A 21560-nucleotide genomic window follows, 5' to 3' on the forward strand; every position below is an offset into this window, starting at 1 on the left:
GGGGCCTCAGGCGCTGTAGCGGGCGCGGAGTTCGCGCTTCAGGACCTTGTGGCTCGGGCCCAGCGGGTAGGCGTCGACGAACTCCACCCGGCGCGGGTACTTGTACTTGGCCAGGTGCTCCCTGGACCAGTCGATGATCTCCTGGGCGGTCGGCTGCTCCGCGACGTCCTTGGCCAGGACGATCACGGCGCACACCTCCTCGCCGTGCAGCGGGTCGGGCAGGCCGATGACCGCGACCTCGGCCACGGCCGGGTGCCGCAGCAGCGTCTCCTCGACCTCGCGCGGGTAGACGTTGTAGCCGCCGCGGAGCACGATGTCCTTCTTGCGGTCCACCAGGGTGATGAACCCGGCGGCGTCCTTGGTGCCCAGGTCGCCGGTGCGGAACCAGTTGTCGACCAGGGCCTCGGCGGTCGCCTCCGGGCGGCCCAGGTAGCCGAGGAAGAGGTTGTGGCCGCGCACCACGATCTCGCCCAGCTCACCGGCCGGCAGCAGCTCGATCCGGCCCTCCAGCTCGGGGCGGGCGATCTCCACGTCCACGCCCCAGACCGGATGGCCGACCGTGCCGGCCCTGGTGCCGAAGTCCGGCTGGTTCACCGAGGCGGTCGGCGAGGTCTCGGACAGGCCGTAACCCTCCCAGATGTCGGCGCCGAACACGGCGTTGAACTTCTCCAGCACCGGGACCGGCAGCGAGGCGCCGCCGGAGATGCACAGCCGCAAGCCGGGGCAGCTCGGCCGCCGTCTTCGCCGCCTCCAGCAGCGCGATGTACATCGTCGGCACCCCGTGGAAGGTGTTGACGCCCTCACGGACCATCAGCTCCAGGGCCGCCGCCGCGTTGAAGCGCGGCAGCAGCACCAGGGCCGCGCCGCCGCGCCAGGTGGAGTTCATGCTGACGGTCTGTCCGAAGGTGTGGAACAGCGGCAGCGCGCCCAGTGCGACGTCCGTGGACTCCACGTGGTTCGCGTCAAAGGCGTTGACAGTGGCGTTCATCACCAGGCTGAGGTGGCTCAGGATCGCGCCCTTGGGCTCGCCGGTGGTGCCGCTGGTGTAGAAGACCACGGCCGGGTCCTCCGGCTGCCGGGCGGCGAAGTGGGTCAGCGGCGCGACCCGCTCGGCCAGCTCCTCCAGGCGTCCCGCCGAACCGGCGCCCGGCCCCGCGGCGCCCGGCCCCGCGGCGACCGGCCCCGCGGCGACCGATACCCCGGCAACCGGCACCGCGGGGCCCACCGTCACCAGCGGCACCCCCGCCGCCTCCGCCGCGCCCGCCGCGACGGCCGCCGTCGAGACGTGGCCGATCAGCAACGAGGCGCCGCTGTCGCGCAGGACGTAGGACACCTCCTCCGCCGTGAGCAGCAGGTGCACCGGCACCACCACCCCGCCCGCCGCGAGTATCGCGTAGTACGCGCGGGGGAACTCGGCGACGTTGGGCGCCATCAGCGCGACCCGGTCACCCGGCCGTACGCCCAGCTCGACCAGCGCGGCGGCCTGGGCCAGCGACTGCTGCCAGAGCTCGGCGAAGGTGTACCGCTGGTCGCCCTCGACCAGCGCGAGGCTGTTCGGCCGGCGGCGGGCGTTCTCGGCCAGGATGGAGGCAAGGGAAAGCGTCATTGCTGTGGATGCTCCGATTCGGCGGGGTGGTCGTGCGAACGGGACGGGGTCAGCGGGCTCCGCCGTTGACGTACAGGGTCTGGCCGCTGACGTAGGACGCGTCCTCGGAGACCAGGAACGCCACCACCGAGGCCACCTCCTCCGGCCGGCCGACGCGCCGCAGCGGCGTGCGCTCGGCGACCTGCTCCTGGTGCGCCTCGGCGGTCGCACCGACCCGCTCGGCGGTGGCGGCGGTCATGCCGGTGGCGATGTAGCCGGGCGCAACGGCGTTGACATTGACGTTGAACGGCCCGAGCTCGATGGCCAGGGTCGCGGTCAGGCCCTGGATCCCGGCCTTGGCGGCGGCGTAGTTGGCCTGGCCCCGGTTGCCCAGCGCGGAGCGCGAGCTCAGCGAGACGATCTTGCCGTACTTCTGCTTGCACATGTACGTCTGGGCGACGTGCGAGCAGTTGTAGGCGCTGGTCAGATTGACCGTGATGACCGCGTCCCAGTCCGCCTTGGGCATCTTGAAGAAGAGGTTGTCGCGGGTGATCCCGGCGTTGTTGACCAGGATGTGGATCCCGCCCAGATCCGCGGCGGCCTGCGCGAACACGGCCTCCACCGCGTCGTAGTCGGCGACGTCGCAGCCGTAGGCCCGTGCGGTCCCGCCCTTGGCGGTGATGGCGTCCACAGTGCCCTGGGCCCGCTCCGCCGTCAGATCCACGACAGCCACAGCGGCCCCCTCCGCAGCCAACAGCAGAGCGGTGGCCGCCCCGATCCCCTGCGCCGCCCCGGTAACAACGGCAACCTTGCCAGTAAAACGAGTCATGAGATTCCTCCAGGTTCGGACGGGACAGAACACCTACCCACGGTCGACCAGCACGGCAGTGCCCTGCCCCACCCCCACGCACATCGTCGCCAACCCCCGCTGCGCCGCCCCCGTCCCCGTCCGGGACATCCGGTGCAGCAGCGTCGTGAGGATCCGCGCCCCCGACCCGCCCAGCGGATGCCCCAGCGCGATCGCCCCGCCCTGCGGGTTCACCCGCTCCGGGTCCACGCCCAACTCCCGCACGCAGGCCAGCGCCTGCGCCGCGAACGCCTCGTTGAACTCCGCGGTGTCGATGTCCTCGACACCGCGCCCGCTCCGCGCCAGCACCCGCCGTACCGCCGGCACCGGGCCGATCCCCATCACATCCGGGTTCACCCCGGCACTGGCGCCCGCGACATAGCGTCCCAGCGGCTCAAGCCCCAGCTCGCCCAGCGCCTCCTCGCTGACCAGCAGCAGCCCGGCCGCGCCGTCGTTCATCGGCGAGGCGTTCCCGGCCGTGACCGTCCCGCCTTCGCGGAACACCGGCTTCAGCGCGGCCAGCTTCTCCAGCGTGGTGTCAGGACGGATCGACTCGTCCTCGCTGACGACCCGTCCGTCCGCCAGCACCACCGGGACGATCTCCGCGTCGAACAGCCCGTCCTTGCGGGCCGCCGCGGCCCGCTGGTGGCTGCGCAGGGCGAAGGCGTCCTGCTGCTCCCGGCTGACGCCGTAGCGCGCGGCGACCTCCTCGGCGGTCTCGCCCATGGAGAGCACGCCGTGCAGCTCGCGCATCTTCGGGTTGGTCATCCGCCAGCCCATTTTGGTGTCGAAGATCTCGGCGCTGTGCGGCAGCGCCACCTCGGCGCGGGGCAGGACGAACGGGGCCCGGCTCATCGACTCGGAGCCGCCCGCCAGCACGATGTCGGCCTCGCCGGAGCCGATGGCGCGGGCGGCGGTGGTGACCGCCTCCAGGCCTGAGGCGCAGAGCCGGTTCAGGGTCGCGCCCGGCACCGAGTCCGGGATCCCGGCCAGCAGCAGCGCCATCCGGGCCACATTGCGGTTGTCCTCGCCGGACGGTTGGCGGCGCCCCAGTAGACGTCGTCGATCCTGGCCGGATCCAGGTTCGGCACGCTGTCCAGCACCGCCCGCACAGCGACCGCGGCGAGGTCGTCCGGCCGGACGGGTGACAGCGCGCCGCGGAGCCGGCCGATCGGGGTGCGGCGGGCTGCGGCGAAGTACACGGGGCGCATCGTTGGGCTCCTTGTGAGGATTTATGCGGGTCAGAACGCGTTGATGCCGGTCAGCGCCCGGCCGATGAGCAGTTTCTGGATCTGGCTGGTGCCCTCGTAGAGCGACATCACCCGGGCGTCGCGGACGTACTTGCCGACCGGGTACTCGTCGATGAAGCCGTAGCCGCCGAAGACCTGGAGCGCGGTGTTGGAGGCCTTCACCGCCGCCTCCGAGGCGTAGAGCTTGGCGACCGAGGACTCGGTGGCGAACGGCAGCCCGCGGTCGATCAGGTCGGCGACCCGCCAGACCAGCAGCCGGGCGGCGTCCAGTTCGACCTTGATGTCGGCGAGCATCTCCTGCACCAGTTGGTGTGCGGCGATCGGCTTGCCGAACTGCTCGCGCTGGGTGGCGTAGCCGACGGCCGCGTCCAGGGAGGCCTGGATGATGCCGACGCAGCCCGCGCCGACCGACATCCGGCCCTTGGACAGGGCGGCCATGGCGATGCCGAAGCCCTTGCCCTCGACGCCGAGCATGGCGCTGTGCGGGACCCGGACGTCCTCGAAGGCCAGCTCGGCGGTGGGCTGGCCGCGCAGGCCCAGCTTGCCGTGGATGGTGGTGCGGGTCAGTCCGGGGGTGTCGGTGGGCACCAGGAAGGCGCTGACGCCCTTGTGACCGGCCTTTTCCGGGTCGTCGCCGCCGGTGCGGGCGAAGACCAGGGCGACCTCGGCCCAGGTGCCGTTGGTGATGAACATCTTGGCGCCGTTCAGCACCCAGCTGTCGCCGTCCCGCACCGCCTTGGTGCTGAGGTTGCCGGCATCCGACCCGGTGCCCGGCTCGGTAAGCGCGAAGCAGCCCAGCGCCTCGCCGGCGCACAGCCGGGGCAGCCACTGCTGCTTCTGCGCCTCGGTGCCGTAGTGGTTGATCTGCTTGGCGACCAGGCCGAGCGAGACCGAGACCAGACCGCGCACGGAGGAGTCGCCGCGGCCCAGCTCCTCGGTGACCAGTACGTAGGACAGGTGGTCGCCGCCGGAGCCGCCGTACTCCTCGGGGATGGTCAGGCCGAGGAAGCCGAGCGCGCCCAGCTTCTTCACGATCCCGCGATCCACCTGCTCGGCGCGGTCCCATGCGGTGGAATGGGGGATGATCTCGCGGTCGGTGAAATCGGCCGCGAGCGCGCGGACGGCTTCCTGCTCTTCGTTGAGCTCCAGGTTCACGGGGTCCTCGGTCCTCGGGCGGCGAGCTGTGCGGTGCTGGCGCGGGTGGGGGCGGCTGGTGCGACAGCCGTACGACCAATAAACTAGCGCTGCAAGTTTTTGGACTCTAACCCGGTTCCCTGGGTGATGTGAAGTGCACCGCGTCACGCTGTGGGCCAGATCTCGAACGGAGGTGTCCCGTGGCCCGGCCGCGCAACCCACTGCTGAGCCGCGAGCGCATCGTCGCCGCCGCCCTGGACATGGTCGACACCGAGGGCCTGGCCGCCCTGTCCACCCGCCGGCTGGCCGCCGTGCTGGGGGTGAGCGGACCCTCGCTCTACAACCACTTCGCGACCAAGGACCAGCTGCTGGACGCGGTGGTGGACGAGGTGGTCGGCGAAGTCGACCTGTCGATGTGGGAATCTGTCGACCCCGGCGGCTGGGCCGCTCCGGTCACCGCCTGGGCACGCTCCTACCGGGCCGCCCTGGTCGCGCACCCCAACTTGGTGCCGGTGCTGGCCCAGGGCCCCGGCCGCAGGGCGAACTCACTGCGGCTGGCGGACGCGGTCTTCGGCGGCCTGGTGGACGCGGGCTGGCCCCGGGGCGACGCCACCCGGATCGGCGCGCTGATGCGCTACTTCGTCTACGGCTCCGCGCTGGGCTCCTTCGCCGGCGGCTTCGTCGACGACCAGGAGATCTACGCCGCCGAGTACCCGCACCTCGGCCAGGCCCACCTGCTCGCCGAAACACCGCCGCAGCGTCGACGAGGGCGCCTTCGAGACCGGCCTCACCGCCCTGGTCGAGGGGCTGGCGCTGCAGTACCAGCGGGCCCTCCCGACCAGGACGGCGACCTGACCCGGGTCCGCACGCCCCTCAACGCGCGGCCAGGTCAGCCTGTGGCGAGGCCGGCTCGCGGCCGGCTCAATCCGCGGTCGGCCGCGGCCAGGTCAGCCCGCGGTCAGGTCCACGCAGACCGACTCGCGGGCCCAGCGCATCACCGTCCGCTGCTCCGCGGAGGGCGCGCCGACCGCGGCGGTGACCACGCAGTCGATCTCGTCCGGCGTGGCGAACGAGCTGAGCGAGGTCCGGCCGCACTGCGCGGCGGTGGCCAGCACGCAGGTGCGGGCGGCCGACTGCACCAGGGCGCGCCGGGTCTCGCAGTCGGCGAGGTTGTCGGTCGACGCCCCGTGCGGCCCCTCGAGTCCGGAGCAGTCGAAGAACGCCAGTTCCAGGTTCATGCTCCGGATCACCATGGCGCTGACCGGACCGTGCAGCATGTCCTCCCTGACGTCGTGGTAGCCGCCGGTGAGTATCACCGTCGGCCGCTCCCTGGACCGGCTGGACCGCCCCAGGACCGAGGCGGTGAGCAGCGAGTTGGTGACCACGGTCAGCCCAGGAAGCTCCCGCAGGTGCACGGCGAGCTTGTGGATCGTCGGACCGCCGGAGAGGCCGATGATCCGCTGCCCCTGGACGGTCCTGGCCGCGGCCGCCGCGATGGCCTCCGGCTCGGGCGGGATGTCCGCTGCGCCCACGTCAGCCCTTGCTCGAACCGAGTGACAGGCCGGCGATGAACTGCTTCTGCAGCAGCACATAGACGACCAGGGTGGGCACCGCCGCGATCAGCGCGCCCGCCGCGATCAGGTTCTGGTTGCTGACGAACTGCCCCTGCAGGTTGGCCAGGGCCGAGGTCACCGGTCGTTTGTCGCCCGAGGACATCAGCGTGATCGCCCAGAAGAAGTCGTTGTAGATCCAGGTCGTCAGCAGGGTGGCCAGCGCCGCCAGTGCGGGGCGGCAGAGCGGCAGGGTGAGCCGCCAGTACCGGGTCCACAGGCCGGCCCCGTCCACCAGCGCCGCCTCGTACATGTCGTCCGGGATGGACTTCATGTAGTTGCTCAGCACGAAGACGCAGAAGCCCAGCTGGAACGCCACATTGATGGTGATCAGGCCGAACGCCGAGTTGTACATCAGACCGCTGCCGCCGCTGAGCCAGTCGGGCAGCGGGATCAGCAGGAAGATCCGGTACAGCGGGGTGATGATGACCTGCTGCGGCAGCAGGTTGCCGGCCGTGAACACGATCAGCAGGGTGATGTTCAGCTTGACGTCGACCCGGGTCAGCACGAACGCCACGCCGGAGGCCAGCGTCAGCACGATGATCACCGCGGGGACGGTGATCAGGACCGAGTTCCAGAGGAAGTGCAGCATGCCGGACTGGGTCCAGGCGTCGCTGAAGTTCTTCAGCGTCAGGCTGTGCGGCAGCGAGACATAGCCGTACTTGCTGGTCTCCGAGTACGGCCGCAGTGCGATGTAGAGGGCGAACAGGATCGGCAGCAGCCACAGCACCGAGGCGCTGACCAGGAACAGCTGCGAGGCGATCTGGCCCCAGGGCCGCTGCCTGGGCGGCGCGGCCCGGCGGGGCGCGGTCTCGGTGGTCGTCGCGGTCACGGTCATTTGGCGGCCTCACGGCGGAACGTCTGGAACAGGAAGATGCTGATCGGCACGAGGGAGATCACCAGCAGCACCACGCCGAGCGCGGAGCCGAAGCCGACCCGCTGGGTCTCGCCGACGATGTTGGAGGTCACCAGCACCGACAGCAGCTCCAGGCCGTTGACCCCCTTGTTGGTGATGTAGACCAGGTCGAAGGCGCGCAGCGACTCGATCACGGTGACCACCATGACGACGATGTTGATCGGCTTCATCACCGGGAAGATCACCCGCCAGAAGGTCTGCCAGGCGTTGGCCCCGTCCACCGTGGCGGCCTCGCGCAGGGTGGGGTCGACCGCCTTCAGCCCGGCCAGGTAGAGCACCATGACGTAGCCGGCCTGCCGCCAGGTGGCCTCGACCAGCACCGCCCAGAGGTTGAGGTGCGGATTGCCGAGCCAGTCGATGGCGTTGCCGTTGCCGTTGCGTCCGATCACGGTGTTGATCAGGCCGAGGTTCTGCGAGTACATGAACTCCCAGATGATCCCGACCAGCGCGAGCGACAGCATCACCGGCAGGAACAGGATGCTCTGGTACATCCGGCTGCCCTTGATGCCGCGGTCGATGACCACCGCGAACAGCATCCCGAGCGGGGTGGCGATGAAGATGAAGACGGCCAGCCAGATGATGTTGTGCCGGACGGCGGGCCAGAACTCCGGGTAGATCGTGGCGGCCTGGTGGTAGTTCTGCACCCCGTACAGGCAGCCGTTGTTGACGATGGAGGGGACGTTGGGCAGGCACGCCTTGCCGTGCAGGCTGCCGACGCCGTTCCACTTGGTGAACGACAGCAGCACCGTGGCCAGCGCCGGGACCCAGACGAAGGCCAGGTCCAGCAGCAGCGGGATGCCCAGCAGCAGGCCGACGACGACCCGGTCCCGTCCGGAGAGCCTGCGCAGGCCCCGGCGACGGCGGCGGACCGGGGTCTCGCCCGCCGCCGTCGCCGGGGTGCCTGCTTCGGTGGTGGTGGAGCTCATGAAGTGTAGATCGCCTTCGCCTGGTCCTCGGCGCTCTTCTGGAGCGCTGCGATGTTGCCCGTGGAGGGGTTGTCGATGAACTTCTGGATGATGGCGATCATCGCGGTGGCCATCGCCGGGTCGGCGTCGCGGTCCATGAACTGGGCCACCGCCTTGCACTTGCCGATCTCGGTGACCGACTTGGTCTGGATCGCGTCGTAGCTGGGCACGGTCAGGCCGTTGGCCAGGCCGACGTCCCACTGGTCGGTCTTGAGGTAGGCGGCCTCGGCGGCGCCGGTGCCGATGTACTCCAGGATGGCCTTGGCGGCGTCGACGTTCTTGGCCTTCTTGCTCAGCATGAAGCCGTCGGTGGGGGCGTCCATGTAGTCCTGGCCGTAGGCCGGGTTGATCGCGGGGAAGGGGAAGAAGTCCAGGTCGTCCAGGTCGGCCTTGTCGGTGACGTACTGGGCGGCGACCTGGTTGGTGCCCTGGAACATCATGCCGGCCTTCTTGGACTCCAGGTCCTTCGCGGCGTCCTGCCAGATCCGGCCGTTGGCGCCGGTCTGCATGTAGGGCATGATCTCGGCCCAGTGCTGGAAGACCTGGGTCACGCCCTGGTCGGTCCACGGGATCTGGTGCTTCATCAGCTTGATGTGGTAGTCGTACCCGTTGATCCGCATGTTGAGGATGTCGAAGGTGCCCAGGGCGGGCCAGCCGTCCTTGTCGGCGAAGGCGATCGGGATCAGTCCGTCGGCCTTCATCTTCTTGGCCAGCGCCACGTAGGCGTCCCAGTCGGTGGGGACGGTGTAGCCCTTGGCCTTGAAGACGCTCTTGTTGTAGAAGACCACCCAGGGGTAGTTGTAGAGCGGCACCAGGTACTGGTGGCCGTCCAGGCCGGTCGACAGCTGCTTGGCGGCGGGGCCGAAGTTGCCGCCGATCTTCTCCCACACGTCGTCGATCGGCAGGGCCAGGCCCTGGGCGGCGAAGTACTGCATCCGGTAGCCGGCGAACCAGGTGAACAGGTCGTCCGGGGTGCCCTGGAGGTAGCTGGTGATGTTGGTCTGGAAGGTGTTGTGGTCGACCGTGTTGATCTTGATCTGGGACTTGGTCGCCGCGGTCGCGCCGGCGGTGAGGGCCGCGAAGGCGGCCTTCACGCCGGGGTCGGAGTAGTTCGATCCAAAAGTCACCGTGCCGCCCCCGGCGGCGCCCGAGGAGCCCCCGGTACTCGGCTTGCTGCTGCCCGAGCTGCCGCAGGCGGTCAGCAGGCCCCCGGCCGCGACCAGCCCGGCGCCACCGGCGATACCTCTGAGCAGAGTCCGGCGGCTCGGTGACATTCCGGCGTCCGACATGTTGGTTCCTCCGTGCGAAGGTGGGTGGGGAGTTGCCTGGCAGGCTCGAATGCATCCATCTGTTTCCAACAGAACTCACCAGGATGAAACGTTTACTCGATCGCACGGGTAGTTCTACGCCGGAAGAAACGGGTCGTCAACGCCCAGATCCGGATGCGTTGTGAGACCGTGATGTGTCCGCCTTGCCGGACTGTGGTCGACCATGTCCGATTCACCAAATCTCAAACAAGATCGAACGTGTTACCTCAAGAAGCACCAAGGGCGGGTGCACGACGCCCCATCAGCGCCCCACCAGGGCCGCATCAGCGCCGCACCACCCGCCCGTCTGCCCGCTGCACCGCCGGACAAGCACTGTTCAGCCGCCGGTCAGTCGCCGGTCGTCCAGGGGTCCTCGGGCGGTCGCCGCAGGAAGGCCGGACGCAGGTTCTCGTCCGGCGGATCGTAGGAGCGGTGGAACACCGCGGTCGCCGAGCCCGACAGCGGCGGCACGATCCAGCTCCAGTCGGCGGGGACCGGGCGCCCGCTGCGCCGCTCGCGCTCGATGTGCGAGAGGAAGCGGGTCGACTCGGTGTGGTGGTCGGCCATGGTCACCCCGGCCTCCTGGAAGGAGTGCAGCACCGCGAGGTTCAGTTCCACCAGGGCCCGGTCCCGCCAGAGGCTGCGGTCGCTGGCGGTGTCCAGGTCGAACAGGGCGGCGACCGAGGGCAGCAGGTCGTAGCGGTCGGCGTCGCCGAGATTGCGCGAGCCGATCTCCGTCCCCATGTACCAGCCGTTGAACGGCGCCGCCGGGTAGCTGACGCCGCCGATCTCCAGGGTCATGTCCGACACGGCGGGGACGGCGTACCAGCGCAGCCCGAGACCGGCGAAGCCGGCGTGCTCCGGATGCCGCAGCGGCACCTCGAGAACCGCGTCCCCGGGCAGCTCGTACCAGGTCGGGGTGCGGTCCGGCGCGGACTGCAGCAGCAGCGGCAGCACGTCGAACTCCTCCTTGCCGCCCTTCCAGCCCAGTTCCCGGGCCAGCGCCAGCCGCCGGGCGCTCAGCGGGTCGTCCGCGTACCGCACCAGCTGCTCGCCCAGCAGCCGCGCGGCGGGCCTACCCGGGCGGTCCGGTGCGAACACGCTGACCACCGGGCGGATCTTCCCCCCGTTGGTGGCCGTCCGCAGATGCTCGACGCACTGCTCGGCGATGTCGTCCGGATGCCGCAGATGCCGCAGGTCCCGGACCGCCATGCTGCGCCAGTAGAGCCGTCCGATGCACCGTGCCGCGTTCCGCCAGGCGACCCGGGCGCCGAAGGTCAGCTCCTCGGCGGTGTGCTCGTACGTCCCGTACGACTCCACCGCCCGGCGCACCTGCCGCCAGCGCCGCTCCGGATCGCCGACCGTCTCCGGGTTCTCCGCGGCGAACTGGCGGATGAACGATTCTGCCGCTGACAGCTTGTCGGCCAGCGCGGGCGGCCTGCGGCGGGCGAAAGCGGTCCGTTGAAATAGCAAGTGAGTTCCCTCCCGCCTCATGAGTACCCCAGGTCACCGGGCAGGCGCGGAGAGTATCCGGATCCTCACCCGCAGAACGTCACCACCGGCTACCCTGCGCGATCCCCGGCACGGCCGGACACCCGCCGTCGGCCGGGCAGCGTGGGCCGAATCCGTTCCTCCCGCTAGGATCGCCCGCATTCTCGATGCAGTGATCACAGGGGGAGCACAGTTGTGAAGAACATCCGCCTTGCCGCCTCGGCTCTGGCCGCCGCCGCGGCCTTCGGCCTGGTGCCCGCGACCGCACACGCCGCCGGCCTCCCGAAGTGCCCCGTCGGGGGGCTGTACTCCAAGCTGGTCCAGCCCATCGCCGTACGCCACCCGAACAAGAAGGTGGACCTCTACCAGCCGGTCCTCAACACCCGAAGCACGACCATCAGGAGCGCCTCGTTCTACCTGATGATCGACGCCAAGGGCCTGACACCCCACTACCCGCCCACCATCTGGTGGCGCATGGACAAGGGCCACTGGCACCTGATGTCGTTCACCTGGCACTCCGGCAGCAAGTACGGCGATCCGACCTGGGTCACCGGTCAGCTCGCCCTGGGCATGTTCAAGGCGCACCAGACCCATACGATGGAGCTCTCCTACAGCTTCTCGCCGAAAGCTCACGTCGGGCTGTACACGGGGTGGGCTGAGATGACACCTTCCAGCAACTGCCAGGGCCTCGGCCTCGCCGTGGTCACCGCCGCCTACTTCTCGAACAAGTAGCCCGAGCGTCAGGAGTGCTACTCCGTCGGCTCCGTCGGCTCCGGGGCGGCCGGGGGTCGCAGGATGGGGCCGAGCCAGGTGGAGAGCGGGGGTTCGGTGGCGAGGACCTGGCCGAGGGCGATGCTGCCGATGACGGCGACGCAGATGACGATCAGCCAGGAGAGCAGGGTGAAGATCGGGCCGAGGCCGCCGAACTTCTGCTGGCTGTTGTTGATCGCGATCGGCATGTAGATCAGGGCGGTCATGCTCAGCGCCGTCATCGACGCGGCGGTGAGCACCGCGCCGGGGACCAGCGGCAGCCAGCGCGTCCGGGGGCCGAGCAGCAGGTGCTGGGTCCACCACCAGACCAGTGAGCTGGACAGGAACGACAGCGGGATGCCGAGCCACAGTCCCGCGCCGAACCCGGTCCGCAGCGGCTGCTGGGCGATCAGGATCACCACCCAGGAGCAGATCCAGGCGAACCAGCGCCAGACCGCGATCCGCGCCCCGGACTTGGGCAGCTCCCAGGACCGCTCGCAGAGCCGCTGCACCACCCGGGAGCAGGCGGTCGCCGACAGCAGCGCCATCAGCGCCCCGATCACCCCCGAGGTGTTGACGAAGGCGTCGTCGCTGTTCCGGTAGAGGTCCTTGAGCTGGTCCAGCGGCTCGCCGGACAGGCCGAAGACGGTGCGGATCGACTCCAGCAGCTGGTCCCGGACGAACTGCGGGGCGAACGCGGCGACCACGAACAGCAGCGGCACGGCGGTCAGGAACACCTGGGCGGCGAGCCTGGTCGCCACGTCCAGCAGGTTGATCCGGATCAGCTGGGCGGTGAGCCGGGTGAGCACCGGGAGCCGGTGCTCGGCGGCGGCGCGCAGCTGCTGGAGGGTGGCCGGGAGCTCCCTGAGGGTCTGCCGGGCGTGCTGCCGGCGGTTTCCATGCGGCTGGCGAGTTCCGTGCTGCTTGCGGGTTCCGTGCGGGGGCTGCGTCACCCGTAACAGCCTGCGGCAGGCAGGGGCTCGCCTGCGGGATTCAGGGCGGGGTGTCGCCGTACACTCCTGCCATGCTCAAAGCCGACCGCATCGCCCGCATCCTCGACCATGTGGCCTCGGCCGGCAGCGCGGACGTGCACCAGCTCAGCGCCCTGCTCGGGTGTCCGGGGCGACCGTGCGCCGCGATCTGCAGCTGCTGGACGAGCAGGGGCTGCTGCAGCGTACCCACGGCGGCGCGGTCACCGGCTCGGTCAACCTGGAACTGCCGCTGCGGCACCGCACCGGCCGGCAGCAGGCCGAGAAGCGCCGGATCGCGCTGGCCGCGGCGGCCCTGGTCCCGGACGGCGCGGTGGTCGGGCTGACCGGCGGCACCACCGTCACCGAGCTGGCCCGGGTGCTCGGCGAGGGACGCGCGTCCGAGCGCGGGCTGACCGTGGTCACCAACGCGGTCAACATCGCCGCCGACCTGATCGTCCGTCCGGAGATCCGGCTGCTGGTGGTCGGCGGCACCGCGCGCAGCGCCAGCTACGCCCTGGTCGGCCCGTCCGCCGAGCGGACCCTGACGCAGTATCACCTGGACGTGGCCTTCATCGGGGTGGACGGCCTGACCGCGGCCGAGGGCTGCACCACCTACGACGAGATGGAGGCCGCCACCGACCTGGCCTTCCTCCGCGCCGCCAGCCGCACGGTGGTCGTCGCGGACAGCACCAAGGTCGGCCGGGTCACCTTCGCCGGCATCTGCCCGCTGGACGCGATCGACGACGTGGTGACGGACCAGGCGCTGACCGCCGACCAGGAGAAGTCACTGACCGACGCCGGGGTCCGGGTGCTGCGGGCCTGAACGGGAGGAGGCCCCCCGTTGCCGGAGGGCCTCCCGAGTGCTGCTGGTATCCGTGCGGATCACACGGTCACGGACAACTCATGGACGGTCACGGGTAGCTGGTGACGGTCGACGGCGTGGTGTTGGACGGGGTCGCACCTCCCGTCTGGTTGATCACATGCGTGATCACGCCGACCCCGCCCAGCGACACGGTCAGCAGGTCGTGGAAGTTGACCCCCGCCACGTTCGGGGTCTCGAAGGCGTGGTCCGACACCACCGCCGGATTGACGTTGAAGTAGCAGTAGCTGCCGAGACCGTACGCCTGGTGCGAGGTGACGCCGGGCGACACCACATAGGCGGCGTAGCCGTTGGACGAACCGTTCATCCAGGCCGCCTGGTTCGGCGGGTCGTAGGGCATCTCGTTCTGGAGGAAGATGGTCTCGCCGCCCTGGCCGTTCCAGACCACCTCGTTCTTCTGGTAGTGCTCGATGAACAGTCCGGTCGCCAGCACGTTGTTGCCGTTGACGATCAGTCCGGTGTCGGCGGTGTTCACGGTCCAGCCGACCGTGCCGGCGTTGCCGTGGTCCGCGCGCCAACCCCAGATGTCGTTCACCAGCGTGTTGTTGGCGTTGACCACCAGGCTGTCGGTCGCCTTGCCGGCGATGTCGCCGCCGATCCGGAAGAACACGTCCTGGACCGAGATCGGGTTGGCGGCGTGGCTGGTGGTCGAGCCCTGGGTGCCCACGGTGAGCAGCGCCGCGGAGTTGGTGGTGCCGGCGTCGAACAGCACGCCGTCGATCCGGACCCCGTCCACATTGCCGACCTGCATGGTGTTGACGCCGCCGGTCGGGATCAGGGTCGGGAACCCGGTGCCCAGGACGACGGTGTTGGGGTTGGTCACATTGAGCGTCTGGTCGATGCTGTAGACGCCGGGGGTGAGGAACAGGCTGCAGCCCTGCGCCAGCGCCGCGTTCATCTGCGCCGCGGTGTTGGACGGGGTCGCCACGAAGAACTGGCTGATCGGCTGGGAGGTCCCGGGGGTCGGCCCGTTCGCCCAGCTGGGGCCCGAGGCGTTGGTGCGCAGCGACGGCGAGAACACCCGGTAGGCACCGGACGAGTCGACGTACAGGTACGGCACGTCACGCGAGGTCGGCGTGGTGGCCAGGGTGGTCATCGGGGGAGTGGGGAAGCTCTGCGCGGGTGCGCCGGTCACGCCGGAGAACACCATGTTCCACACCGAGCCGCTCCAGCTGCCGAAGCTGCTGTCCTGCGAGTACCACTGCTGCTGCGACACGCTCGACGCCTGCCCGGAGACCTTGGAGTCGGCGATGTAGCCGCCGCTCGCGTAGCCGTAGCTGGCCGGGTAGACCTGGAGCCCGCCGTGGATGTCCATCCGGCGGAACGGACCGGCCTGGGCGACGGCCCAACGGGTGTTGCCCGCCGAGGGGTTGACGGCCAGGTTCTCCGCCGAGCGCCAGAAGTTCTGGGTCGCGTTCCCGGTGCCGTCGAAGGCGTCGACGGTCACGTCACCGTTGATGGTGACGTCGTCGGGGTTCTGCCCCAGGCCCTGGATCGAGGTGTAGTAGCCGATGTTGGCGGTGTTGCTGTAGGTGCCCGGCTTGAACAGCAGGGAGTACCGGTCGGTGCCGAACTGGTTGAGCTTCTGGGTGTTGAAGACCGAGTCCAGCGTGGCCTGGATGGTCGCGCTCGACATGCTCGGGTCGAAGATCTTCATGTTGGGGCCGAAGTTCGGCGTGCTCGGCTGGGTGCAGCCGGTCGCGACGGTGGTGACGGTCCAGGTGAAGGCGGCGGAGCCGGTCGCACTGGTGCTGTCAGTGGCGTTGACAGTGGCGTTGTAGCTGCCGGCCGTGCTGGGGGTGCCGGAGATCAGGCCGGTCGAGGCGTTGATCGACAGCCCGGTCGGCAGGCCGGTGGCGCTGTAGCTCAGCGTCTGCCCGGCCGCGGAGTCGGTGGCGTGGATCTGCACGCTGGTGGCGGTGCCCACGGTGGTGGTCTGAGCGCCGGGGTTGGTGACGGTGACGGTGTTGCCGCCGACCGGGCTGCCGGTGAAGACCTGGAACTCCCACAGCGAGTAGCCGTATCCGGTCCCGCGTGCGGTGCCGTACACCCGGATGTACCGGCCGCTGCCGGTGACGTTCAGGGTCTGCACCCCGCCGGTGCCGGTGGTCGTGGTGTAGATCGGGGTCCAGGTGGCGTTGTCGTTGGAGGTCTGCACCTGGAACGCCTTTGCCGTAGGCGGACTCCCAGTTGAGGACCACCTGGCAGACCGACTGGGTGGCGCCGAGGTCCACCTCCAGCCACTGCGGGTCGGAGAAGGCGCTGGACCAGCGGGTGCCGGCGTTGCCGTCGGTGGCGTCGGCGGCCGGGGTCCCGGCGTTCTCGGTGGAGGACGCGGTGGTGGGCTTGCCGAGCGCGGTATTGGTCGTCCCACAGCCGCCGCCGGTGTTGATCGTCCCGTAGACCTGGAACTCCCACAGCGAGTAGCCGTAGCCGGTGTTGCGTGCGGTGCCGTAGATCCGGACGTAGCGGCCGGTCCCGGAGACGGTCAGCGTCTCGACGCCGCCGGCGCCGGTGGCCGTGGTGTAGATCGGGGTCCAGGTCGCGTTGTCGTTGGAGGTCTGGATCTGGTACGCCTTGCCCGAGGCGGCCTCCCAGTTCAGCACCACCTTGTCGATGGAGGCGCTCGAGCCGAGGTCCACCTCCAGCCACTGCGGGTCGGAGAAGGCGCTGGACCAGCGCGTCCCGGTGTTGCCGTCGGTGGCGTTCGAGGCCGGGGTCCCGGCGTTCTCGGTGGAGGACGCGGTGGTGGTCTTGCCCTGCGAGAGCAGGGTGTCCGCGGCGTGGGCGGCGGGTGCGGCGATGGTGCAGATCGCCAGGCTGAGGGCGACGAGGAAGAGTAATGCGGCGTGTACCGGGCGGATCAGAGCACCCCGGTGGACCGTGCCACCGGAGGAGTGGGCCTGCATGGCAACTCCAGCTTGGTCAGGGTGAGGAGCGGCGAAACAGCGGTGCGCGCGGGATCCCGCCGCGCTCGTCCGGCGCGGGAATCGGCGCGGGTATCGGCCTGGGGATCGGCATGGCACCGCGACCACGATCATCAGTGGTCCGCTGGGCCCGCTACGGAGGGCTGCGCGCGGAAAAAGGGCATGACTGAGCCATGGCATCTCCTTCTCGACGAGCGGAGGGCTGAATTCTCATCTCAGAGAGCGCTCTCCCTCATGAGGTATAAGTGGCGCGCAGCACCGGTGTCAACGAGTCTGCGCACCGGAACCGCCCGGCTTAGGCCCCCGGTGCGGTGGGTGCGCCCAGGACGGCCAGCAGGCGGGCGACCTCGGTCGCCACCGCCTCGCGGGCCGGGGCGAGCCAGCGGCGGGGGTCGACCAGGGCGGGGTACGCGGCCAGCGCCTCCCGGACCGCCTCGGTGTAGAGCCGGTTCAGATGGGTGGAGATATTGACCTTCCGCATGCCCGCGCCCACCGCCGCCGCCAGCGTCGCGTCCGGGACGCCGGAGGAGCCGTGCAGCACCAGCGGCACCGGGACGGCCAGCCGCAGCGCGGCGATCAGCGGCAGGTCCAGCGCGGCCTCACGGACCGTCATGGCGTGCGCGGAGCCCACCGCGACGGCCAGCGCGTCCACCCCGGTGGCGGCGACGAACTCGGCCGCCTGCTCCGGGTCGGTCCGCACGCCGGGGGTGTGCGCGCCGTCCTTGCCGCCGATCTCGCCCAGCTCGGCCTCCACCAGCAGGCCCCGGTCGTGGCACCAGTCGGTGATCTCGCGGGTGCTGCGGACGTTTCTCGGCCCAGGGCAGCTTGGAGCCGTCGTACATCACCGAGCCGAAGCCGCAGTCGGCCGCCTCCCGGATCAGGTCGAAGCCGGTGGCGTGGTCCAGGTGCAGCGCGGCCGGGAACTCGGCGGCCCGGGCGGCGGCCCGGGCCGCGGCGGCGATCGGCGCCAGCGCGCCGTGGTAGGCCGCGGCGTTCTCGCTGATCTGGAGGATCACCGGGGACTTGGCCCGGTGCGCCCCGGCCAGGATCGCCTGGGCGTGCTCGATCTGGATCACGTTGAAGGCGCCGGCGGCGAAGCCGTCCCGTTCGGCGGTCCTGAGTATCCGTGCGGTCGGGGTCAGCGGCATGTCAGTACGTCTCCTGCTGCTTCGTCAGTTGGTGGTAGAGGGCCGCGTCGTAGTCGCCCGCGAGCGGTGCGGCGACGGCGGCCGCCGACAGCGCGGCGGCGTCGGCGGTGGCCTCGGGCCAGGGCCGGCCCTCGGCCAGGGCGCCAGGGCCAGCGCGGCAGCGGCGGCGTCGCCCGCGCCGGTGGGGTTGCCGCGCAGCCGCCGCGGCGCCGGGGTGTGCCAGCGCAGGCCGTCGGCGCTGCCGTACATCCCCTCGGGACCGGCGGTCACCACGGCCGTCTCGGCGCCCAGCACCCGCAGCCGCTCGGCCAGTTCCCCCGGGTCGGCCGCGGCGTCGCTGCCGGTGGCCCGGGCGGCCTCCTCGGCGTTGGGCTTCACCAGCGCGGGCCGACCGGCCAGACCGGCCCGCAGCGCCTCCCCGTCGGCGTCCAGCACCCCACGGACGCCGAGACGGCCAGCGGCCCGCAGCAGCACCGCGTAGGCGTCCGCAGGCACCCCTGGCGGCAGGCTCCCGGACAGCACCACGACGGTGGCGCCGGCCAGCGCCGCCGGGAAGTCCTGCTCGGCGAAGCGCAGCCACTCCGCGGTGGTGACGGCGGGGCCCGGCTCCCACAGGCCGGTCACCTCACCGCCGGCGGTGACCACCGCGACCGTCCGCCGGAGCGGCCCCTGGATCGCGGTCAGCCGGTGCGGCAGCCCGGCCCGGTCCAGGTCCGCGCGCAGCGCGTCCGCGCCCGGGCCCCCGGCCAGGCCGGTGACCAGCACCGGGCAGCCGCGCGCGGCCAGTACCCGGGCCACATTGACGCCCTTGCCGCCGGCCCGTTCGGCGGCGTCGGCGACCCGGTTGGTGCCGCCGGCCCGCAGCTGGTCCACCCGGTAGGTGAGGTCCAGGGCCGGGTTGAGGGTGACCGTGACTATCACGGAGCGCCGGTCACGGCGGCCGGCTCCAGCACCACCGGCGCGAGCACGGCAGGCTCCAGCACCACCGAGCGGGACAGGTGCTGCGGGCTGTCGACGTCCCGGCCCAGCCGGCCGGCCAGCGCCGCGCCGAGCCGCTGCACCCGGACCAGCTCCGCCATCGGGTCCAGCGTCCGCCGCTCCAGGTAGGCGCCGGTGCTGCCGATCTGCTCGGCCAGGCCGTCCGGCAGGTCGCCCAGGCTCCACACCGCGCGTCCGGCCCTGGCCACGCTGATCGGGCCGTGCCGGTACTCCATCGCCGGGTGCGCCTCGGTCCACCAGGCCGCCGTCTCGCGCACCTTGAGCGCGGCCTCGCGGGCCAGGCCGTAGCTCCAGCCCCGGCCGAGGAAGCTGATCTGCTCGGCGGCCAGCAGCTCCGACGGCAGCTCGCCGGCCAGGGCCGCGGCGCCGTCGGCGAGCACGCCGTCCACCTGCTCGCCGAGCTGGGCCCGGAGCAGCAGCAGCTGGGTGGTGGGGAAGCGGGTCTGCACCACCGAGCGCTCGTCGGCGAAGTCCAGCATCACCAGGTCCTCGGCCAGGTCGGCGATCGGGGTGGCCGGGTCGGCGGTGATCGCAGTGGTGGCGACCTGGCCCTTCAGCTGGGTGAGCAGGTCGAGCACCTCGCTGGTGGTCCCGGACCTGGTCAGCGCGAGCACCCGGTCGTAGCGGCGGGCGAAGCCGGTGCCCAGCGGGGCCTCGGAGGCGGCGAAGGCGTCGGTCTCGCCGAGACCCGCGGCCTCCCGCAGCGCGGCGTAGGACTGGGCCATGAACCAGGAGGTGCCGCAGCCGATGACGGCGACCCGCTCGCCGTGCCGGGGGAGCAGCGGCGCGAACTCGGGGAGCCGGTCCAGCGCCTGCTGCCAGCAGTCGGGCTGGGAGGCGATCTCTTCCGCGGTCCAGGACATCGGGCTCTCCATGGTGGTGATCGAAGTTGCGCATAATGATTGCTCAGTGAGCAGAAATGAGCATACATGCGCAGCCCGAGAACGGGAACACCCCGCCCGGTGGCCCCGGACGGGGTGTGTGTTGACCTGCTGCTGAGGCGCTTCGGCGGATGCGCCCTACTTGACGGCCCCGAACGGAGCCGAGCCGTCGGAGATCCCCGACACCTGCGCGCCGAGGTTGTCCCGCGGGGTGAGCGGCGTCGCCGCGGCCGCGCGGCTGGCTGCCGCGGAGCCCAGATCCCGGTTGATCACCAGGGTGATCCGCTGGATGGTGTCGACCCCGTACTGCATGGTCTTGTCGTTGTCGGTCAGCACGGCCATCACATAGCTCCGGCCGCCGCCGGTGACCGCGCCGATGCTGTGCACCCGCCAGCCACGGGTCGCCCGCGGCAGCCAGCCGTTCTTGTTGGAGACGAGCGAGCCCTTCGGCGCCCCGTACGGCACGCCCCATCGCTGGGAGGGCGTGACCTGCGACATCAGCTTCAGCGCATACGCCCGCCAGGTGGCGGAGAGGACTGTGTGGTTACTGGTGAAGGTGGCCAGCAGCTTCACCTCGTCGTGCGCGTCGATCTGGGTCAGCCCCCAGTAGCCGCCCGGGCCCGGCGCGGTACTCGGCATTCCGGCCAGCTTCAGATAGGCCTTGAAACGGGCGCGCCCGATGCTGTTCCACAGGTTGGTCGCCGCGTTGTTGTCCGAGTGGGTGATCATCAGCCGCAGGTTGGAGGTCTCCCAGCTGGTGAGCCCCCGGTGCTGCTCCTGGGCGCGGCGGAGCACGGCGGCCATGATGGTCGCCTTCACCGCGCTGGCCGAGTCGAAGTGGCGGTATATGTTCGAGGAGCAGTAGACCGAGTTCTTCTGGTCCCAGAGGTAGACGCCGATGGTGGACGAACGTCCGGCCAGGGCGGGCTTCAGGTCACGGGCCAGTTTCGCGGCCAGCGCCGGATGGGTCTTCGAGGCGCAGAGCTGCGCCGTCGCGGCGTTCGCCGGCCCGGCGACGATCGCCGGCAGCAGCGCTGCCAGGGCGGCGCTGCCGAGCAGCCCGGCGAGCAGCCGCCGTGAGCGGGGCTCGGAGGATGGTGCCATCTGTGGTCCTTTCGCTGGGAACTGACGATCAGTCTGGAGCCGGCAGGGCCTCCGACAGCGCAGACTTCCCGGGAGCGGCGCTGGTTGCGCGAACGACATAACAACTTGGGTGCCCGAACGACCCGGGCCGGGGCCGGGGAGAGGTCAGTCCTGACGGCCCGTCACCGCGACCGTCAGCCCGAGGCCGATCAGCGCCAGGCCGCCGGCCCCGCCGACCAGGGACAGCCGCTTCGGCGACCGTCCGAACCAGGACCTCGCCTGCGCGGCGGCCAGGCCCCAGACGCTGTCGGAGACCAGTGCGATCAGGTTGAACACCACGCCCAGCAGCAGGAGTTGCCCGGTCGCGTCCCCGTCCGCGCGGTCCACGAACTGCGGCAGCACCGCCGCGAAGAACACCATGGTCTTGGGGTTGGCGACGCCCACCGCGAAGCCCTCCCAGAGCGTCCGCGCGGCCCCGCGCCGGGGCGACTCCGCGGCGAAGGCCTGCTGCAGCGCCTGCCGCTCCCGCAGCGCCCTGAACCCGAGGAACACCAGATAGGCGGCTCCGGCCAGCTTCAGCGCGGTGAACACCAGCACCGAGCGCTGCACCACCGGGCCGATCCCGAAGGACACCGCGAGCACCAGCAGATACCCGCCCACCGTGTTGCCGAGCACCGAGAGCAGCGCGGTCCTGCGGCCGTGCGCCAGCGCCCGGCCGACCACGAACAGCACACTGGGCCCGGGGATCACGATCAGCAGCAGCGACAGCCCCGCGAACGCGGCCAGGCGGTCGGCGGACACCATGGAAAACCCCCG

At 70.8% G+C, this 21560-nt stretch carries 16 protein-coding genes and 5 pseudogenes; 3 read left to right on the forward strand and 18 right to left on the reverse strand.

Annotation, left to right across the window (positions count from 1 at the left end):
• Positions 1-6: 6 nt before the first annotated feature.
• The 5 genes and pseudogenes from ACXKR8_RS44750 to ACXKR8_RS44770 form a co-directional block, all read right to left on the reverse strand.
• Complete coding sequence (locus ACXKR8_RS44750) at positions 7-462, reverse strand: AMP-binding enzyme (protein ID WP_462100727.1); 456 nt, start codon at positions 460-462, stop codon at positions 7-9.
• A gap of 24 nt (positions 463-486) precedes the next feature.
• Positions 487-1606: pseudogene (locus ACXKR8_RS44755) on the reverse strand (AMP-binding protein); the annotation flags it as partial.
• A 49-nt stretch (positions 1607-1655) separates the two neighbouring features.
• Positions 1656-2414 (reverse strand): 3-oxoacyl-ACP reductase FabG, encoded by a 759-nt coding sequence (gene fabG / locus ACXKR8_RS44760; RefSeq protein ID WP_458270267.1) that lies wholly within the window; start codon positions 2412-2414, stop codon positions 1656-1658.
• Positions 2415-2447: 33 nt separating this feature from the next.
• Positions 2448-3643: pseudogene (locus ACXKR8_RS44765) on the reverse strand (acetyl-CoA C-acyltransferase).
• A 30-nt stretch (positions 3644-3673) separates the two neighbouring features.
• Positions 3674-4837 (reverse strand): acyl-CoA dehydrogenase family protein, encoded by a 1164-nt coding sequence (locus ACXKR8_RS44770; RefSeq protein ID WP_458270268.1) that lies wholly within the window; start codon positions 4835-4837, stop codon positions 3674-3676.
• 179 nt (positions 4838-5016) lie between these two features.
• On the opposite strand from ACXKR8_RS44770, the pseudogene ACXKR8_RS44775 reads away from it, so the two are divergent.
• Positions 5017-5671: pseudogene (locus tag ACXKR8_RS44775) on the forward strand (TetR/AcrR family transcriptional regulator).
• 92 nt (positions 5672-5763) lie between these two features.
• Here the strand turns inward: ACXKR8_RS44775 and ACXKR8_RS44780 are convergent.
• From ACXKR8_RS44780 to ACXKR8_RS44800, 5 genes are all read right to left on the reverse strand, one after another.
• Positions 5764-6348 (reverse strand): sugar phosphate isomerase family, encoded by a 585-nt coding sequence (locus ACXKR8_RS44780; RefSeq protein ID WP_458270270.1) that lies wholly within the window; start codon positions 6346-6348, stop codon positions 5764-5766.
• A gap of 1 nt (position 6349) precedes the next feature.
• Complete coding sequence (locus ACXKR8_RS44785; RefSeq protein WP_458270271.1) at positions 6350-7264, reverse strand: carbohydrate ABC transporter permease; 915 nt, start codon at positions 7262-7264, stop codon at positions 6350-6352.
• Complete coding sequence (locus ACXKR8_RS44790; RefSeq protein ID WP_458270272.1) at positions 7261-8268, reverse strand: carbohydrate ABC transporter permease; 1008 nt, start codon at positions 8266-8268, stop codon at positions 7261-7263. The genes ACXKR8_RS44785 and ACXKR8_RS44790 overlap by 4 nt, the downstream gene beginning before the upstream one ends.
• Positions 8265-9581, reverse strand: coding sequence for an ABC transporter substrate-binding protein (locus ACXKR8_RS44795; protein ID WP_458275243.1), 1317 nt, complete (start codon positions 9579-9581; stop codon positions 8265-8267). The genes ACXKR8_RS44790 and ACXKR8_RS44795 overlap by 4 nt, the downstream gene beginning before the upstream one ends.
• Positions 9582-9962: 381 nt before the next feature.
• On the reverse strand, positions 9963-11042 hold the full coding sequence (locus tag ACXKR8_RS44800; RefSeq protein ID WP_458275244.1) for a nitric oxide synthase oxygenase: 1080 nt from the start codon (positions 11040-11042) through the stop codon (positions 9963-9965).
• A gap of 258 nt (positions 11043-11300) precedes the next feature.
• Between ACXKR8_RS44800 and ACXKR8_RS44805 the strand changes: the two genes are divergently transcribed.
• Positions 11301-11837 (forward strand): hypothetical protein, encoded by a 537-nt coding sequence (locus ACXKR8_RS44805; RefSeq protein ID WP_458270273.1) that lies wholly within the window; start codon positions 11301-11303, stop codon positions 11835-11837.
• A gap of 17 nt (positions 11838-11854) precedes the next feature.
• On the opposite strand, the gene ACXKR8_RS44810 is transcribed toward ACXKR8_RS44805, so the two are convergent.
• Complete coding sequence (locus tag ACXKR8_RS44810; protein ID WP_458270274.1) at positions 11855-12808, reverse strand: hypothetical protein; 954 nt, start codon at positions 12806-12808, stop codon at positions 11855-11857.
• A gap of 160 nt (positions 12809-12968) precedes the next feature.
• On the opposite strand from ACXKR8_RS44810, the gene ACXKR8_RS44815 reads away from it, so the two are divergent.
• Complete coding sequence (locus ACXKR8_RS44815; protein ID WP_462100115.1) at positions 12969-13649, forward strand: DeoR/GlpR family DNA-binding transcription regulator; 681 nt, start codon at positions 12969-12971, stop codon at positions 13647-13649.
• Positions 13650-13737: 88 nt separating this feature from the next.
• On the opposite strand, the gene ACXKR8_RS44820 is transcribed toward ACXKR8_RS44815, so the two are convergent.
• From ACXKR8_RS44820 to ACXKR8_RS44850, 7 genes and pseudogenes are all read right to left on the reverse strand, one after another.
• Positions 13738-15633 (reverse strand): putative Ig domain-containing protein, encoded by a 1896-nt coding sequence (locus tag ACXKR8_RS44820; protein ID WP_462100728.1) that lies wholly within the window; start codon positions 15631-15633, stop codon positions 13738-13740.
• 15 nt (positions 15634-15648) lie between these two features.
• Positions 15649-16615 (reverse strand): annotated as a pseudogene (locus tag ACXKR8_RS44825) (discoidin domain-containing protein); the annotation flags it as partial.
• Positions 16616-16928: 313 nt separating this feature from the next.
• Positions 16929-17781: pseudogene (locus ACXKR8_RS44830) on the reverse strand (class II fructose-bisphosphate aldolase).
• Between the two features lie 24 nt (positions 17782-17805).
• Positions 17806-18702 (reverse strand): 1-phosphofructokinase family hexose kinase, encoded by an 897-nt coding sequence (locus ACXKR8_RS44835; RefSeq protein ID WP_462100116.1) that lies wholly within the window; start codon positions 18700-18702, stop codon positions 17806-17808.
• Complete coding sequence (locus ACXKR8_RS44840; protein ID WP_458270279.1) at positions 18699-19643, reverse strand: SIS domain-containing protein; 945 nt, start codon at positions 19641-19643, stop codon at positions 18699-18701. The genes ACXKR8_RS44835 and ACXKR8_RS44840 overlap by 4 nt, the downstream gene beginning before the upstream one ends.
• A gap of 156 nt (positions 19644-19799) precedes the next feature.
• Positions 19800-20765 (reverse strand): serine hydrolase, encoded by a 966-nt coding sequence (locus ACXKR8_RS44845; protein ID WP_458270280.1) that lies wholly within the window; start codon positions 20763-20765, stop codon positions 19800-19802.
• Positions 20766-20909: 144 nt separating this feature from the next.
• Positions 20910-21548 carry a LysE family translocator gene (locus ACXKR8_RS44850; RefSeq protein ID WP_458270281.1) on the reverse strand — a complete coding sequence of 213 codons (639 nt, stop codon included), beginning with the start codon at positions 21546-21548 and terminating at the stop codon, positions 20910-20912.
• Positions 21549-21560 lie beyond the last annotated feature (12 nt).

The sequence above is a fragment of the Streptacidiphilus sp. PAMC 29251 genome (assembly GCF_054208735.2).

Bases quoted from the DNA above. Each gene is read 5' to 3' on its own strand.
- ACXKR8_RS44840 (WP_458270279.1), bottom strand. From the start codon at position 19,643: ATGTCCTGGACCGCGGAAGAGATCGCCTCCCAGCCCGACTGCTGGCAG.
- ACXKR8_RS44850 (WP_458270281.1), bottom strand. From the start codon at position 21,548: ATGGTGTCCGCCGACCGCCTGGCCGCGTTCGCGGGGCTGTCGCTGCTG.
- ACXKR8_RS44785 (WP_458270271.1), bottom strand. From the start codon at position 7,264: ATGACCGTGACCGCGACGACCACCGAGACCGCGCCCCGCCGGGCCGCG.
- fabG (WP_458270267.1), bottom strand. From the start codon at position 2,414: ATGACTCGTTTTACTGGCAAGGTTGCCGTTGTTACCGGGGCGGCGCAG.
- ACXKR8_RS44845 (WP_458270280.1), bottom strand. From the start codon at position 20,765: ATGGCACCATCCTCCGAGCCCCGCTCACGGCGGCTGCTCGCCGGGCTG.
- ACXKR8_RS44795 (WP_458275243.1), bottom strand. From the start codon at position 9,581: ATGTCACCGAGCCGCCGGACTCTGCTCAGAGGTATCGCCGGTGGCGCC.
- ACXKR8_RS44790 (WP_458270272.1), bottom strand. From the start codon at position 8,268: ATGAGCTCCACCACCACCGAAGCAGGCACCCCGGCGACGGCGGCGGGC.